At 56.1% G+C, this 16000-nt stretch carries 12 protein-coding genes; 5 read left to right on the top strand and 7 right to left on the bottom strand.

What is annotated here, in order from left to right; all coding sequences use genetic code 11:
• Positions 1-63 precede the first annotated feature (63 nt).
• Positions 64-2421 (bottom strand): membrane-bound PQQ-dependent dehydrogenase, glucose/quinate/shikimate family, encoded by a 2358-nt coding sequence (locus AC0T7J_RS01595; RefSeq protein ID WP_473791677.1) that lies wholly within the window; start codon positions 2419-2421, stop codon positions 64-66.
• Positions 2422-3089: 668 nt separating this feature from the next.
• Between AC0T7J_RS01595 and AC0T7J_RS01590 the strand changes: the two genes are divergently transcribed.
• The gene (locus tag AC0T7J_RS01590) at positions 3090-4097 is read left to right on the top strand and encodes a GT-D fold domain-containing glycosyltransferase (RefSeq protein ID WP_473791675.1); all 1008 of its coding nucleotides are present in this window, start codon (positions 3090-3092) and stop codon (positions 4095-4097) included.
• 191 nt (positions 4098-4288) lie between these two features.
• Positions 4289-5611 (top strand): MFS transporter, encoded by a 1323-nt coding sequence (locus AC0T7J_RS01585; RefSeq protein ID WP_473791673.1) that lies wholly within the window; start codon positions 4289-4291, stop codon positions 5609-5611.
• Between the two features lie 92 nt (positions 5612-5703).
• Here AC0T7J_RS01585 and AC0T7J_RS01580 read toward each other — a convergent pair whose 3' ends face one another.
• A complete protein-coding gene (locus tag AC0T7J_RS01580) occupies positions 5704-7134 on the bottom strand; it encodes a purine-cytosine permease family protein (protein ID WP_473791671.1) in 1431 nt (476 codons plus the stop codon).
• A gap of 354 nt (positions 7135-7488) precedes the next feature.
• Positions 7489-7944 carry a winged helix-turn-helix transcriptional regulator gene (locus tag AC0T7J_RS01575; protein WP_033767222.1) on the bottom strand — a complete coding sequence of 152 codons (456 nt, stop codon included), beginning with the start codon at positions 7942-7944 and terminating at the stop codon, positions 7489-7491.
• Between the two features lie 129 nt (positions 7945-8073).
• Here AC0T7J_RS01575 and AC0T7J_RS01570 point away from each other — a divergent pair, with 129 nt between their 5' ends.
• Both AC0T7J_RS01570 and AC0T7J_RS01565 read left to right on the top strand, forming a co-directional pair.
• Positions 8074-9285 (top strand): MFS transporter, encoded by a 1212-nt coding sequence (locus AC0T7J_RS01570; protein ID WP_473791669.1) that lies wholly within the window; start codon positions 8074-8076, stop codon positions 9283-9285.
• Positions 9282-10166 (top strand): EamA family transporter, encoded by an 885-nt coding sequence (locus AC0T7J_RS01565; protein WP_473791667.1) that lies wholly within the window; start codon positions 9282-9284, stop codon positions 10164-10166. Before AC0T7J_RS01570 ends, AC0T7J_RS01565 begins: the two co-directional genes overlap by 4 nt.
• Before the next feature lie 27 nt (positions 10167-10193).
• Here AC0T7J_RS01565 and AC0T7J_RS01560 read toward each other — a convergent pair whose 3' ends face one another.
• From AC0T7J_RS01560 to AC0T7J_RS01545, 4 genes are all read right to left on the bottom strand, one after another.
• Positions 10194-10826 (bottom strand): DapH/DapD/GlmU-related protein, encoded by a 633-nt coding sequence (locus tag AC0T7J_RS01560; protein ID WP_473791666.1) that lies wholly within the window; start codon positions 10824-10826, stop codon positions 10194-10196.
• Positions 10827-11452: 626 nt separating this feature from the next.
• On the bottom strand, positions 11453-12754 hold the full coding sequence (locus AC0T7J_RS01555) for a PQQ-dependent sugar dehydrogenase (RefSeq protein ID WP_473791664.1): 1302 nt from the start codon (positions 12752-12754) through the stop codon (positions 11453-11455).
• 12 nt (positions 12755-12766) lie between these two features.
• Complete coding sequence (locus AC0T7J_RS01550; RefSeq protein ID WP_473791662.1) at positions 12767-13174, bottom strand: DUF2231 domain-containing protein; 408 nt, start codon at positions 13172-13174, stop codon at positions 12767-12769.
• Between the two features lie 165 nt (positions 13175-13339).
• Complete coding sequence (locus AC0T7J_RS01545) at positions 13340-14455, bottom strand: ABC transporter substrate-binding protein (RefSeq protein ID WP_473791660.1); 1116 nt, start codon at positions 14453-14455, stop codon at positions 13340-13342.
• Positions 14456-14803: 348 nt separating this feature from the next.
• On the opposite strand from AC0T7J_RS01545, the gene AC0T7J_RS01540 reads away from it, so the two are divergent.
• Positions 14804-15958, top strand: coding sequence for a mandelate racemase family protein (locus tag AC0T7J_RS01540; RefSeq protein WP_473791658.1), 1155 nt, complete (start codon positions 14804-14806; stop codon positions 15956-15958).
• Positions 15959-16000 lie beyond the last annotated feature (42 nt).

The following is a 16000-nucleotide window of genomic DNA, read 5'->3' as shown; positions in this document are numbered from 1 at the left end:
GATATCTGGCAGGAAGCGGTGCGAAAAAAGCTGAGCGCCAGGGCGGCGCTCAGCGGGTCAGGATTACTTCAGACGGAAAGCGACAACGCTGTCACCCGCCGTGGTGCCGAGTGAGCCGTGGCCGCCCGCGGCAATCACCACATACTGCTTACCATCTTTGCCCATAAAGGTGGATGGCGTGGCCTGCGCACCCGCGCTCAGTTCAGTCTGCCACAGCAGTTCGCCGGTGGTGCTGTCGTAAGCACGGAAGAAGTTATCTGCGGTTGCGCCGTGGAACACCAGATCACCCGCCGTCAGCAGCGGTCCGCCGTGCGCCACCATTCCCATCGGGAAACCGAGCGGGAAGCGGCCAGGCAGGAAGCTGGTCTTGAGGTTTTTGGTGGTGCCGACGCGGCGCAGCCATTCGGTTTTGCCGGTGGTCAGATCCACACCGACCATCCGTCCCCACGGTGGCGCGATGCAGGGAATACCCAGACCCGACGCCATCTGCTGGATGTGGATCGCGTAGTCACCGTGGAAGTTTTCATTCCAGTACGGCGTACCATCTTTGGTGAAGGTACGCTGGGTTTCGGTTTCCGGCGTGCGTCTGATGAGGTTGTATTTGTACGCCAGGCGCACCGGTGCCGCAATCAGCATCTGACGCTGTGGATCAACCGCTACTGAACCCCAGTTAAATACGCCGATGTTGCCCGGGAAGATCAGCGAGCCTTTCTCCGTTGGCGGCGTCCACGGGTTGCCGTCATAGCGCAGCTCACGGAACGTGGTGCGGCAGGCCATCTGGTCAAACGGCGTAATGCCCCACATTGACTTCTCAGTCAGCGGCTGCGGAATGAAGTTCAGGCTGGAGACCGGCTGGGTCGCCGCGTACTGTTCGCCTTTGATGCCATCCGTAGAGACCTTAACCTGCTCTACCGGGTAAACCGGTTCGCCGGTCAGGCGGTTCAGCACAAACAGGTTGCCGGTTTTGGTCGGCAGGATCACCGCCGGTTGCGGTTTGCCCTGATAATTGATATCTACCAGCGACGGCTGTGACGGGTTATCGCGATCCCAGAGGTCGTGGTTCGAACTCTGATAGCGCCATTTGAACGCACCGGTTTTCAGATCCAGTGCCACCAGCGCATCACGGAATTTCTCAGTGTTGCTGGCAGGATCGCGTTCAAGTCCCACTTCATCCGGCGAGGCGTTACCAAACGGCACGTAGACCAGGCCGTTTTTCAGATCGGCGCTCAGGGTGGCCCAGGCGACCGGGGTATCCTGCGGATAGGTTGCCCCCTCTGCGACCGGTGCGGTGTTATCCGGGTTAGCCGGATCGAAGTTCCACACCAGACGACCGCTGACGGCATCATAGGCACGGATCACACCTGATGGGTTACCGCTGTTGAAGCCGTTGTCCATCACCGAACCGCCGACAATCACCAGGTTGCCCGCCACCAGTGGCGCGGCAGTCTGCATCAGCGCGTGCGGACGCACCTCGCCCATGTTGGCGCGCAGATCCACCACACCGTTGTCACCAAAGTCAGCACAGGCTTTGCCGGTATCGGCATCCAGCGCCAGCAGGCGGGCATCGGTTGTCGCGTTGAAGATACGCTTACGGCAGATGGCCGGCGATGCGCCCGTCTGCTGCTGTGCCTGCTGACCGGCATCGAAGTAGCTCACGCCACGACAGGTCTGGTGCTGCTGCAGATAGGAGCGGTTTTTATCCGGCGCCGTTTTCCACTTCACCGCACCGGTTTCCGGGTCGAGGGCATGGGCTTCGTTGTGCGGCGTACAGAAGTAGAGCATGCCGTTGGCTTTCAGCGGTGTCGCTTCAAAAGTGTATTCGGTTGCATCATCACCCTGACGCAGATCGCCGGTGTGATAGGTCCAGGCCACTTCCAGATCTTTCACGTTATCTTTGGTGATCTGCTTCAGCGCCGAGAAACGCTGACCATCCGCGGTCCCGCCATAGGCGCTCCACTCTTCAGCAGCACCGCCGGTCGCAGAGGTGTTGCGCGGCGTATTAATGGTGCCCTGTTGCGGCAGCGGATCGTAGAAGCAGAGACCGATGACCAGCAGCACCATCAGGACGACGGAACCGCCGAGGAAAGGATGGAAACGACGCTGCCCCTGATAGAGCGGACGCACCACCCACGGCAGTGCCAGCCAGACACCCAGCACACCAAACAGGTCGCCGCGCGGGATCCACTGCCATTTGTCGAAGCCCACTTCCCAGATAGTCCAGAACAGGGTGATCCACATCAGCAGCGCATAGAGCGTCAGCGCACTGCGTTTGTTCATAAACAGCAGAACCGCGCTGAGCAGAACGCCCACGCCCATCAGCGCATAGAATGCGCTCCCTCCTGCAAGCAGGAGTTGTCCTCCCATGTAAATCAGGGCGATAGCGAATATCACCATGATTATACTGGTTATTTTATTGATCATGAGCCATCCTCGGGTCATTAGCGGCAAGTGAAAAGTTAAGCTGGAAACATAAATTCAACGAGATTTTAACTTATGGTCGGGATATGTAAAAACGTGTATGGACGTAACTCATTAGGAATATTTATTATAAATGTTACCCGCTGGGGCGGTCAGGCCGCTTTTTTTACTTTCTGAAGGGTTAAATACGGGATATCCATCACAAAAAATTAACCATAGGCTGCTAACGACCGCACCTTTTGTTCAAAGGCGATCAATTATCAGACAAGCCGCCCTTCTGTAACGCCGGCTTATGTTTGTCGGGTGAACGATTTTTAGTGTCAAATAATCGTAATGGTTTATCAGCTCTGTCCTGCAATAACTCTTATTGCTGAAATCGGGTTAGTGATTGCGCTGCTGTTATTATTGGCGACTTCATCAACGCTGGTGCGGCATCGCTGATATTCAAATCATATAATTGTGCCAGCCTGAACGCGTTTTTATTATTTTCCTGAAAAATAACACTCAGGAAATAGATTAAAGAAAAAAGGAATTTTGCTGGGGAAAACCATTTCAGATATTCCGTAGCCGGACGCTGTTTTTATCTGTGATATATATCATCACTCGACTCTTTATTTATCCGGCCAGCAGGCAGGATTTTTTCTGGCAGCAATGACCCAGGCAGGTTAACTATGTCCGCACTTCACGCTATTTATCGCAAGTTTCGTTTCCCTTTTAAGTTTCTTAATGCTGCCATTCGCTATCCTGCTGCGCAGGCACGGGTAAAGCGTTATTCCGTCATGTCGATAGAAGAGACTGTCGATCTGTTATTACGTAACCCACAATTATCCCTGGCCCGCTACGGCGACGGTGAACTGGAAATGACCAAGTATAAAAACATCGGCTTCCAGCCATTTGACCCGAATCTCTCTGCCCGGCTCAAAGCGTTGCTGCAGCAGGATTCAGGGGCTAATCCAGATTGTCTGATTTGTCTGCCGGATGCCTTTCGTACCACCCATAATATGCGGAGCGGATCGGCCCTGTTCTGGTTCTTCCATAAATCATTTTATTTTAAATATTATGAGGCTCTGCTGAATAAACAGTACCAGTATGGAAACACTTCGGTGACCCGTCCCTATCACGATTATAAAGGCAAGCAATTATCCCGGACGATATTTGATAAATTCAAACAGCTCTATCAGGGCCGCCGTGTATTAATTGTTGAAGGCAGTGGAACACGTCTGGGATTAGGCAATGATTTACTGGAGGGAGCCAGCGAAGTGAAACGAATTACGACGCTGAACCGTAATGCCTTTTCCGTTTATGATCGTCTGTTTGATACCGTTTTAGAGAATGCCGTCAACTTTGACCTGGTCTTGATTTCATTAGGGCCGACCGCAACCGTGCTGGCATATGATTTAAGTCAGCACGGTATCCGCTGTATTGATAGCGGCCATGTCGATATTGAATATGAGTGGATGCTGGCCAGTGCCACCAGCAAAATAAAAGTGGACGGAAAAAACGTCAATGAGGCGGGCGTGCTGTTGAGTGAACAGACGACGGTAGCAGATGCAACTTATCAGCAGCAGATTTTGCAACACGTTGGCGAAATGCCACAGGCCGTGAGAGCTGATGCAGTCACGGAAGCCGTGGTTATCCCGCTGCCACACGTCAGCCCCAATCATCATAACGCCGCCTGAGCCTCACCACCGTCAGGCAGCGTCTGCACCGCATTGATGCGCAGGCGAATTATTAGCGGGATCAGTTAACCCCACACGGGGCGGGCTCAGTGGCCCGTATACTGTGCCCGCTTCCTGTTTGCCGGATAAATGCCTTTTCCGGCATCAATTTTGCTTCTGCTCTCCTGAGACCTTTAATCAGGAGAAGTGAGATGACATCCAGCCGTTACCGTTACACCATATTTTCACTGCTGTTCCTGATCGCTCTGATCAACTATATCGATCGCGGTGCCCTGTCGTTTGCGGCCAACGCTATTGCGGCGGAATACCACTTCAGCAAAGTCCAGCTCGGAGCCGTGCTGGGCTACTTTGGCTTTGGCTATCTGTTTGGTTCACTGTGTGGCGGCTTTCTTGCCGACCGTATCGGCACAAAAAAGGTCTGGCTGCTGGCAGGCGTGCTCTGGTCGCTGCTGGAGATCGCCACCGCCTGGGCGGGGGAACTGGGCATGGCGCTGTTTGGCGGATCTGCCATTATGGGCTTTGCTGCCCTGCGCATCATGTTTGGTTTTTCCGAAGGCCCGGCCTATGCGCTGATGAACAAGGCGATTGCCCACTGGGCACCCGATAATGAGCGCGGTTTTGCGCTGGGCATCGGCCTGCTTTCGACCCAGGTTGGCGCGCTGCTGACCGCGCCGATTGCGGTGGGCCTGCTGCTGCTGACCCATGACTGGCGCATGATGTTTATCCTGCTCGGTGTTTTCTCCCTGCTGGCGATGGCGCTGTTTGCCCGCACCTTCAGCGACAGCCCGGAGAAAAGTCCACATACCAATGCCGCAGAACGCGCACTTATCCACACCGGTCAGCGTCGCAGCGCGGGCGACAGCGTACCACTGCCCTGGTGGCGCTTCTTTACCAGCCGCACCCTGGTCTGCAACGCGCTGGGCTACTTTTCCTTCCTCTACATCACCTTTACCCTGGTGACCTGGATGCCGAAATATCTGCAGGATAATTTCCATTACGACCTGCACTCACTGTGGTACGTCGCGATGATCCCGTGGAGCGGCGCCTGTATCACGGTGCTGCTGGGCGGTCGCATTGCCGACGCCCTGCTGGCCCGCTTCCGTAATCTGCGTCTGGCGCGCAATCTGTTTGCCGCCGTCACGCTGTGCGGCACCGCCTGCTGCTTTATGGCGATCCCCTATGTGCAGTCGGCTGCCGGGATTATTGCACTGATGACGCTGGGCAATGCGCTGAATGCGCTGGTGAACAATGTCTACTGGTCGGTGGTGATTGATGTCACCCCTAAAGCGTCAGTGGGCACCTACAGCGGCATGACGCTGGCGATAGCCAATCTGGCAGCGATTATCTCTCCGATGCTCTGCGGCTGGCTGGCGGAATATTACGGCTACAACGCCATGTTTACCGTCACCGCGCTGATCGCCTTTGGCAGTATGCTGGCAATGACGCTGCTGCAACCGGAGAAGCCGCTGGTGGCCGAGGCGCAGACCGGCGCAGCGGACGTTTCTGCCGCCTGATCTTAAAAGGGGATTTCCTGACACGCGGGTGATCACACACCCGCGAAGAGTGACAGCCCCTGAACGACAGCCGCTCAGGCGGCCTGACCTTGTTATTGGGCGGGATAGATTGGCTGTTCGGGGTTGCCCCGGCGATCCCAGCGGCTGGCGATCAGCCATAATAGTGCCGTCGCAAACCAGCCGATGATCCACGAGACATCATTACCGGCAAAAATCCAGGTCAGCGATCCATGGTGCAGCGGATTATCAATAAACGGCAGTTGCACCAGCACGCCCAGGAAATAGACGGTAATACCGGCCAGGTTCCAGCGTCCATAGCGCCCGTCCGGCTGCGACAGTGCCGGGACATCAACCCTGCCCCTGGTGATCAGATAGAAATCGGTCAGGCTGATCGCGCTCCACGGCACAAAGAAAGCCAGCAGAAACAGCAGGAAGTGGGTGAAGGATTTCAGAAAGGCCGGTTCACTGAGCAGAGCAATGACGCAGGCCAGCGTAACCATAAGCACCACAAACAGAATGCGCCCGCCCCGACTCAGCGTGGTTTGCTGACGAAAGCCAGAGACAATGGTGGTCAGTGACATAAAACTGCCGTAGGCGTTCAGCGTGGTAAACGTGATTTTTCCAAAGCAAATGGCGAAGTAAATCACCATGGCCATAGTCGCCGTGCTGCCCATGCTCACGATGTAACCGACCTCATTGCCTGCAAATGCACTTCCGGCAATGGCAGCGACAATCACCCCCAGCGTCATTGAAGCCTGCGTGCCAAGTACGGTGCCAAAAAAGACCGAGCTGAACAGTTTCTTCGCGGAGACATCAGCTGGCAGATAGCGTGAATAGTCAGAGACATAAGGACAGAAGGCAATTTGCCAGGATGAAGACAGGGAGACCGCCAGCAGGAAATTTGCCGGAGTAAAGTGCTGATTCTGCCACACGGCTGATAAGTCATGCGCAGAGAACAGCGTGATAAACAGATAAGCAAAGGCTAAAACGCCAATCACGCTCGCCAGCTTGCCCAGTTGATGAATCACGCGATAGCCCAGCACCGCAATGATCACGATGAGGGTGCTGAAGAGGATCATCCCGGTTGAATGGCTGACATGGATAAGTTTAGCCAGTGCCTGCCCCGCTAATACTGTCCCGCTGGCTGAAAATCCAACATACATAATGCACACCAGCACCAGAGGAATAACAGCACCAAACACGCCAAACTGCATACGGCTGGTGATCATCTGCGGTAAACCCAGGCGCGGGCCCTGGATAGCATGTAAAGACATGATCGCTGCACCCAGAATCTGCCCCACCAGTAAGCCGATAAGAGACCAAACGACATCTCCACCCAGCACCACGGCCAGCGCACCCGTGACAATGGCCGTGATTTGCAGATTGCCACCAAACCAGAGCGTGAACTGGTTAAAGGGATGACCATGACGTTCACCCAACGGGATGTAATCAATGGAGCGGGTTTCTGACAGGCCCTGTTTCTCTGAGCCTGAATAATCTGATGCAGATGATTTGACCGACATAGATTCCTCGCTGGAACAGTGAGACACGTGTTTGACTGAAAGCGTGATTTGCTCAATCAATGGTTGAGAGTACATGTCTATACAAGCAGCGATATTGTCATGCGCATCGGGAAGTTACAAGGCAACCGGTCATTGGAAAATGTGATGATATCAACAGGCCTGTCATGATGCGGGGCAGGAAAAGATGAGGGAGCACGCGGACCTGTTTCCGGGGATAACGCCATAATGGAGGCGTAAAAAGGGAGTGAGGCATTTTGTTCGATCACCGCCACCGGCGGCAGCGATGATCGGGTAATGCGTGCGATGTCAGGCCTGCCAGTCTCAAAGTATGCAGAGGAGAAAATACCCTGACGGTTACCCTTCAGCCACCACCCGCTGACGATGACAGTCGGCCGGTTCCAGTTTTTGCCCCTGTGAGGAGATAACCTCCAGGCGCGGCAGCGGCTTTCCTTCCGCATTATCCAGCAGCACGGAGTGGGTTTCGCCCTTCTCAAACAGGTAACGCTCGCCCCACTGGCGCATCGCGACCACCACCGGAAACAGCGAACGGCCTCTTTCGGTCAGGACATATTCGCTGTAGGCGCTGCCATCGGAGGCCGGCGCAATCTCAAACACCCCTATCTCCACCAGCTGCTTCAGGCGTGACGCCAGGATATTTTTTGCCAGCCCTAAATTCCGCTGGAAGTCACTGAATCTGCGGACGTCATCAAAGGCTTCACGCACGATCATCATGCACCAGCGCTCACCTATCGACTCCAGGGTTCTGGCGACCGGACACTCGCTGGTTCTCAGGGATTCCTGCTTAGCCATGCTCTTCTCTCACGTTGCCTGTCTCATGATGCCAGCTTAGCTACTCCGAAAAGAAGTTGCAAAAAAAAACCATCCCGGTTAAAGATGTCGCCAATCCAGTTTCAAATAAAAACCAGAAAGGAAAGCAACATGACCTGCACGATTGGCAAGGCGCGTGATCCTGAAGCCGATTCGCCCCCAGCCGCGATCCCGGTGCTCTCGTCCCGGATGATTTTTTTGTTTTCACTCACCTCTGCGCTGGCGGTCGCCAATGTTTACTCGGCACAGCCTCTGCTGGAATCGATAGCCGCCAGCCTGCAGGTCTCCCCTGGCACCATTGGCACAGTGGTAACAGCCACGCAGAGCGGCTACGCCCTCGGGTTGATCTTTCTGGTGCCGCTGGGCGACTGCATGAACCGCAAAAAACTGGTGATTACCCAGTTGCTGTTCTCCGTGCTGGCGTTAATCACTGCTGCGGTTGCGCCAGACCTGATGACGCTGCTCTGCGCAATGCTGCTGGTGGGGTTAATGGCGGTGGTCACGCAGCTGATGGTGGCGTGGGCCGCCATGCTGGCATCGCCAGAACAGCGCGGACAGGTGGTAGGCAGCGTGACCAGCGGCATCGTGATCGGCATCCTACTGGCGCGGTTTGTTTCCGGGATGATTGCTGACCTGGCGGGCTGGCGGGCGGTCTATCTGACGGCTGCCTGCCTGTTACTCCTGACCTCGCTCATCCTGGCGAAAGTGCTGCCCGCCACAGCAGGTCAGACGCAGGGCACATCTTATCCTCACCTCTTATTATCTGTTTTCCGTCTCTTCCTCACGGAACCGCAGCTGCGCAGACGCGGGATCCTGGCGCTGCTGATTTTTGCGGCCTTCAGTATGCTCTGGTCTTCGATGGTGCTGCCACTTACCGCCCTGTCACTGTCACACACCCAGACCGGAATGTTCGGCCTTGCCGGCCTTGCCGGTGCGCTGGCGGCCTCCAGGGCAGGTGCATGGGCTGACCTGGGCCTGGGGCAGCGTGCCACCGGCTTAGCCCTGGTTTTGCTGACCTTCTCCTGGCTGCCGATAGCCGCGCTTCATACCTCGTTACTGTTGCTGATTTTCGGGGTGATCCTGCTCGATTTCGCCGTCCAGACGGTACACGTGATTAATCAGAGCCTGATCGTGGCCGCCCGACCCGAGGCGGCAAGTCGTCTGGTCGGCGCCTATATGTGCTTTTACTCGCTGGGCAGTGCGCTGGGGGCCATAGCCGCCACCCAGCTTTATACGCACTGGGGATGGCAGGCTGTCTGCTATGCCGGTGCAGCGGTCAGTGCCTCTGCCTTTCTCTGCTGGTCCGGAGTACGTCACTCATGAAATTAACGCATCTGCTGCTCGCCGTCATGATCACCGCCATCTGGGGGGTTAACTTTTCGGTTATCAAACTCGGCCTGCAGGCGGTCGACCCGTTTATCCTGGCAGGCATCCGCTTTACGCTCTGCGCCCTGCCAGCGCTGTTCTTTATTAAGAAACCGGACGTGCCGTGGCGCTACCTGATCAGCTATGGCCTGGTCTTCGGGATTGGCCTGTGGGGTCTGGTGAATCTGGGGATTAAAACCGGACTGTCGGCGGGCATCGCCTCGCTGCTGCTGCAGTTCAGCGCCTTCTTCACGCTGCTGCTGGCTGGCTGGGTATTTAAAGAGCGCCTCAGCCGCTATCAGATTGCCGGATGTGCGCTGGCCTGCGCCGGTCTGCTGAGCATTTTTTTCATTACCGATGGCTCGGTGACGTTTTCCGGCATGCTGCTGGTGCTGGCAGGCGCGGTCGCATGGAGTATTGCCAATATCATCAATAAAAAAGCGGGCACCCGGCAGGTTTTTGCTTTTCTGGTCTGGTCGAGCGCTTTTGCACCCATTCCGCTCTTCCTGCTGGACGGACTGGTCAATGGCAGCGCGGGCTATCATGCACTGTTCACCCAGCTGGATGTGAAGGCCGTGTTGTCGATACTGTTTCAGGTCTATCCCAATACCCTGCTGGGCTACTGGGTGTGGAACTGGCTGCTGAAACAGTATCCGGTCTCCACGGTCGCGCCGCTGTCGCTGCTGGTGCCGGTTTTCGGTATCCTGGGTTCAGTGGCGATCTTTGGCGAAACGGTTTCAGCTCAGAAGATCGTCGCGCTGCTGCTGATCGTCGCCGGACTGGCGGTGGGACTCTATGGACAGAGGCTCGTACGCTTTATCGGCGTGCGTTCAGGCTGACAGCGCCGCGTAATAGCAGCCGGGCGTTTAGTCACCGTGCCGCTGGCAGAACTGTTCAATATCGCCATGCTGAAAATCGGGCAGATTGGCCAGCAGTTTCTCCAGCGGCCAGTTCCACCAGGCAATGCGCTGCAGGCGGGCGGCAATAGCCGGGGTAAAGCGCACCCGTAGCGGCCTGGCCGGCACCCCGCCCACCACGCTGTAAGGTGCAACGTTTTTCGTTACCACGGCACCTGCGGCCAGCACCGCACCATCACCAATGGTGACGCCAGGCAGCACAATCACGCCGTGACCGATCCACACATCGTGACCGATGATCACCCGATCGGCGCGGCGGGCAGCAAAGAAACCCTGATCGCGTCGGGCGTCGGGGTGGTAATACTCCGGGCAGTAGGTAAAACGATGCTGGGAGGCGCGGTCCATAGGATGATTCGGCGCGCCAATGCGCACCTGATTAGCAATGGCGCAGAAGCGCCCCACCTGGGTATCGGCCAGGCAGCAGTGTTCGCCGACATAGGAGAAGTCTCCCAGATCGCTATATTCCAGCGTGCTGTGCGCCAGGATCTCACACTGTTGGCCCACGCTGGTTTCGCGCATTTTCACACTCTCATCAATCCAGGTGTGCGCTAATCGGGCAGGCATAATGGCGGCAATGGACATAAAACTCCCGGTCTGGATAAGCAGCGCCCCGGCGGCGTGCTTTTGCCTACCACCTTACCCGCGTCCGATGACAGAGAATTGACACAGAAAAAAGGCGGAGTGGTTAGCTCCGCCTTGTTTCAAGTTCCGGTTAACCTGCGTGACCGGTCAGTTGCATAAGGGCAACGATGATCTGCAAGATGATCCGGATAAGGTCCAGAATCAGCTTAGTCAGTTCCATCACTTTCCTTCTCCTTTTACAGGAGCGCGCTGTTCGGCAACCAGGGCTTTGACTCTACCCGCCGGGCGCCTAAGCACATCTTTGTGGAGAGAGCTGAGCGGCACTCATGGTTAAAGCCACAGGCCAGCACCACCTGATGCCTGCCGGGATTTTAAAACCGTGCCCCTGGGAGCGGCCAGTCGACAATGAGGCGATACTCAACACTCAACACCTGTATAAACATACAGCATTTTGGCGAAACTTGAAATCCTTAGCCGCACATTTTACAATCTTCTTTGTGGAGAGTGCTGAGCACCTCGTTCGCAGCGCGGTTACCAGCCGGGTAGCGAACAAAAAATAAAGGATTTGGCGAAATGCCAAATCCTTTTTTTATGCCTGCTTTCTGCTTAAAAAAGCAGCGCAGCACTTACTTCGCGGCGCTGACTCGCCAGACGGTATTACCTGCGTCGTCAGCAATCAGGACACCGCCCTGTTTGTCGCTGGCCAGACCGACCGGTAATCCACGCACCTGCTTTTCGTCGTCCGTCAGGAAGCCCGAGACCACCGTCTGCGGCTGACCCACTGGCTTGCCGTTTTCAAATTTCACCCACACCACTTTGTAGCCATTCAGCGGCGTACGGTTCCAGCTGCCATGTTCGCTGATAAACGCACCGCCACGGTATTGCGGCATGTTATCTGCCCCATAGAAAAGCAGACCCAGCGGAGCGACATGCGAACTCAGAGCATAATCAGGCTTAATCGCCTTCTCAACCAGATCGGGACGCTGCGGTTCGGCACGGGTATCCACATGCTGACCAAAGTAGCTGTAGGGCCAGCCGTAGAAGCCTTTGTCCTGCACCGAGGTCATGTAGTCAGGCACCAGATCGGAGCCGATTTCATCACGCTCATTGACGATGGCCCACAGTTTTCCGCTCTGCGGTTCCCACTGTAAACCGGTCGGATTGCGCAATCCGCTGGCGTAGATCCGGCTGGCACCGCTGGCCGCGTCCACTTCCAGCACCGCGGCACGGCGATACTCTGCGCCAATGCCGTTCTCGGTGACGTTACTGTTGGAGCCGACACCCACATAGAGCTTGCTGCCATCAGGGCTGGCTAACAGCGCTTTGGTCCAGTGGTGGTTAATCGGCCCGCCCGGCAACTCTGTCACCTCTTCAGGCGCGGTGCGGATCTCCGTGTCCCCTTCGCGATAGGGGAACTTCACCAGGCTGTCAGCATTCGCAACGTAAAGGGTATTGCCAATCAGCTGCATGCCAAACGGCGAGTGCAGATTCTCAATAAAGCGGTGCTGCTCCCATTTGCCATTGACGTTGCGCAGCAGCGTAATCCGGTTGCCGCCAGCGCCGCCCTTTCCTGACGCTTTCTGCACAATGCCCATGATCAGCTGTTTAGGCCGGGTCGTGGGTTTGGCCGGGCCGTTGGATTCCGCGACCAGCACATCGTTATTCGGCAGCACGTAGACCTGACGCGGATGCTGCAGATTGTCAGCGATCTTTTCAATTTTCAGCCCGTCAGCCACTTTTGGCATTTCGCCCGCTTTCCACGGTGTGCCTTCCGGCACCTGCATTGGCGGCATAAAGAAGTTCTGCGCCTGCGGCAGTTCGGGATTCGGTCCAGTCTGCTTTTGTGGATCGACCAGCGCACCATCATCACAGCCTGCCAGCAAAGCGGTCAGGGTCAGCGCGAGCAGCGTTTTATGCGGTATCTTCATGGTGGCTCCTCCTTAAGCGCTACGCTGACGTAACGCAAGTTGCACATTCGCCAGCAGCAGCAGCGCTACCACCAGCGTCGAAAGCGTCACGCCCAGCGGGATCACAGCGGCGGCATCACGGCTGTGAATAAACGCATTGACGATAGCGATCACAATCGCCACCAGCCAGAGCCAGAAATGGCTCTTTTCCGCGCTGTCGCTGCTGCGAAACAGATAAACCAGCGCGATGAGTCGCGGCACAATGGCCAGTATCAGTCCCAGCGCAATCAGCCAGCCTGCAGCATCCGTCCAGAACTGCACAAAGGTCTGACTGTAGAATATGTCGAACAGCCAGGCCGCGACAAAAAAGCCCAGCGGCACCGGCTCCAGCAGAGCGTACAGCGTCACGGCAAAGGCCGATCTTCCCAGGGTATTGCGCATGTTTCTCTCCATTTTTAACGTGAATGCGGATCGGGTCAGACGTCGCGCTGCTCAGAGCAACCGACCCCGCGCCTGTAAAAGATTAGTAAATCTGAAGAGAAACAGAGGGTTTATTCGGAAGGAATTGCAAATCAGGCGGATGACGTCCCTGTCATCGCCGGTCAGTCAGGGCTTATCAGCGGGTAAAGTGACCCAGTATCCTGGCTGATAAGGCAGCGGCAGGAACTTCTCGTGGAACGCGCGGAAGGTGGCGTCCGGATCCAGATCGGCAAACAGATCGGGATGCAGCCATTTCGCCAGCGCCTGGATAGCCACAAACTGGTAAGGGCTGTCGTAGAACTGATGCCAGATGGCGTGTACATTGCCGTTGTGCGCGACCGGCAGGGTTTTAAAGGCATCACGCATCATTAACGCCTTAAGACGCGCCGTGGCTTCGGTGACATTAGCACCCGGACCGACGCCGACCCATTTGCCCACGGTGTTGTAGTTCTTCCAGTTCGCGCCGGTCACCACTACCACATCCGGCTGGCTGGCGATAATCTGTTCCGGGTTAACGGTACCGAAGGTGCCAGGGATGAGATCTTTAGCGATGTTACGACCGCCCGCAATCTCAACCATCTGACCAAAGTTTTCATTGCCAAACGACATGCAGCACTCGTCGCTGTAGCCGCCTGCGCGGTCAATCATCACTTTCGGGCGGTAGCCGGTAAAATTCTTCAGACGCGAGGTGACAAGGTCAATCTGCTGCTGGCGGAAGGTGATAATTTCCTGGGCACGCGCCGGCTTGTTCACCAGTTCGCCCATGATGCGGATACTTTTCTCAGCATTCACCATCGGCGCTTCGCGGAAATCGATAAACACCACCGGCACGCCAACGGCCTGCAGTTTTTCAATCAGCTTGCCTTCATCGGTGGCGGCTTTGGATTCCAGATTCATCAGCACCAGATCGGGCTTCAGGGTTAGCGCCTGTTCGACGTTGAAAGTGCCATCTTTCGCACCGCCAAAGGTCGGTAATTTTTTGATTTCCGGATAGCGTTTCTCATAGGCCTGATAACCATCCCAGTCCGCTTTATGAAGGTCATCACGCCAGCCTATTACCCGCTTAAACGGGGCATGGGTATCAAACGCCGCCAGCAGATAAATCTGACGGCCCTCACCCAGGATGATGCGTTTTGCCTCCTGCGGCACCTCGACCTGACGGCCTGCGACATCGGTAATCATTTTGGCCGAAGCCGTCCCTGCCAGCGTGAGCAGCCCCAGCGCTAAAAACCATTTTTTCATTGTAAAAGCCCGCACAAATGATAATGAGAATTATTAATGTAAAGCGACGTTACTATCACCTAAAAGTGCAGTCAGGGGAAGTCATCCGGTTAAATGTTTTTTGCAGTGGGGCTAACAGGCGAAGAGGAAGTTGAAAACAACGCGACCGGGAGAAAAAAGCGGAGCGTGTCGCTGCTCACAAAACGGTCAGCTTTCGTGAATATGTTCACAGAACCCTGGGCAGTTGCACACATATTAGCCATTAATCGTATCGTTTTGGCTAATGCGTTAATGAATTGTGAAGGCTAGATTGAAAATGAAACGCCGTTTTAATAATTCATCAGGACAGACTGCCACAGGAGCTTAACCGTGAAGATCAGCGCCATTGATGTCATCCTTTTTACCTATCCCACCCAACGCTGCGCCGACAGCGCTGGCCACTCCCATCCCGGCCCGGAAAATGATGCGCAGATGGCGCTACTGACCCTGACCAGCGAGGAAGGCGACTGTGGTTATGCCTTTGCGCCGCCGGAAGTGGTGCGATCCCATGTGGTTAATGCCTTCTTCCGCAAAGTGCTCATCGGTCAGAACGCCTTTGACCGGGAGCGTCTGTGGCAGGATCTGGTGCACTGGCAGCGCGGCAGCGCCCATCAGCTCACCGAGCGGGCACTCTCCGCTGTGGAGCAGGCATTGTGGGATCTGATTGGACGTAAGCTGAAACAGCCTGTCCACAAACTGCTGGGCGGCTATCGCGAGAAGATCCCGGCTTACGGCAGCACCATGTGTGGTGACGAGCTGAGCGGTGGATTATCAACGCCGGATGAGTATGCGCAGTTCGCGGAAAAACTGGTGGCGCGTGGGTATCAGGCGATCAAGCTGCACACCTGGATGCCGCCGGTCTCCTTCGCACCCAGCCCGGCGATGGATATCAAAGCCTGCGCGGCGGTGCGTGAAGCGGTCGGTCCTGATATCGCGCTGATGCTGGACGGCTATCACTGGTACAGCCGCAGTGACGCGCTGACCATCGGCAAGGCGCTGGAAAAGCTTAATTTCGCCTGGTTCGAGGAGCCGATGGAGGAAGAGAGCATGGCCTCTTACACCTGGCTGGCGGAAAACCTCTCTATTGACGTGCTTGGCCCGGAGAGCCTGGGCGGTAAACATCACAGCCGCGCCGACTGGGTGCGTGCCGGAGCCTGCGACATTCTGCGAGCCGGAGCCAACGGCGTAGGCGGTATCTCGCCCACCCTGAAAGTGGCGAATCTGGCTGAAGCCTTTGGCATGGATTGCGAAGTGCACGGCAATGGCGCGGCCAGCCTGGCGGTGGTCGGGGCGATCCGTAACTGCCGCTGGTATGAGCGCGGCCTGCTGCATCCCTTCCTGGATTATGAAACACCGCCCGCCTACCTCAACAGCCTGATCGACCCGATGGACGATCAGGGCTTTGTCACCCTGCCCACCCGCAGCGGGCTGGGTGAGGATATCAACTTCAGCTGGATTGAGACCCATACGCTGAACCGCTGGTAAACAAGTACGGCAAACAATAATAACCCCGTCGCCCGCCTGCTG

Source organism: Pantoea sp. E956-1 (assembly GCF_982223955.1).
This window is presented reverse-complemented; position numbering and strand designations above follow the sequence as displayed.

Bases quoted from the DNA above. Each gene is read 5' to 3' on its own strand.
- AC0T7J_RS01595 (WP_473791677.1), bottom strand. From the start codon at position 2,421: ATGATCAATAAAATAACCAGTATAATCATGGTGATATTCGCTATCGCC.
- AC0T7J_RS01590 (WP_473791675.1), top strand. From the start codon at position 3,090: ATGTCCGCACTTCACGCTATTTATCGCAAGTTTCGTTTCCCTTTTAAG.
- AC0T7J_RS01585 (WP_473791673.1), top strand. From the start codon at position 4,289: ATGACATCCAGCCGTTACCGTTACACCATATTTTCACTGCTGTTCCTG.
- AC0T7J_RS01580 (WP_473791671.1), bottom strand. From the start codon at position 7,134: ATGTCGGTCAAATCATCTGCATCAGATTATTCAGGCTCAGAGAAACAG.
- AC0T7J_RS01575 (WP_033767222.1), bottom strand. From the start codon at position 7,944: ATGGCTAAGCAGGAATCCCTGAGAACCAGCGAGTGTCCGGTCGCCAGA.
- AC0T7J_RS01570 (WP_473791669.1), top strand. From the start codon at position 8,074: ATGACCTGCACGATTGGCAAGGCGCGTGATCCTGAAGCCGATTCGCCC.
- AC0T7J_RS01565 (WP_473791667.1), top strand. From the start codon at position 9,282: ATGAAATTAACGCATCTGCTGCTCGCCGTCATGATCACCGCCATCTGG.
- AC0T7J_RS01560 (WP_473791666.1), bottom strand. From the start codon at position 10,826: ATGTCCATTGCCGCCATTATGCCTGCCCGATTAGCGCACACCTGGATT.
- AC0T7J_RS01555 (WP_473791664.1), bottom strand. From the start codon at position 12,754: ATGAAGATACCGCATAAAACGCTGCTCGCGCTGACCCTGACCGCTTTG.
- AC0T7J_RS01550 (WP_473791662.1), bottom strand. From the start codon at position 13,174: ATGCGCAATACCCTGGGAAGATCGGCCTTTGCCGTGACGCTGTACGCT.
- AC0T7J_RS01545 (WP_473791660.1), bottom strand. From the start codon at position 14,455: ATGAAAAAATGGTTTTTAGCGCTGGGGCTGCTCACGCTGGCAGGGACG.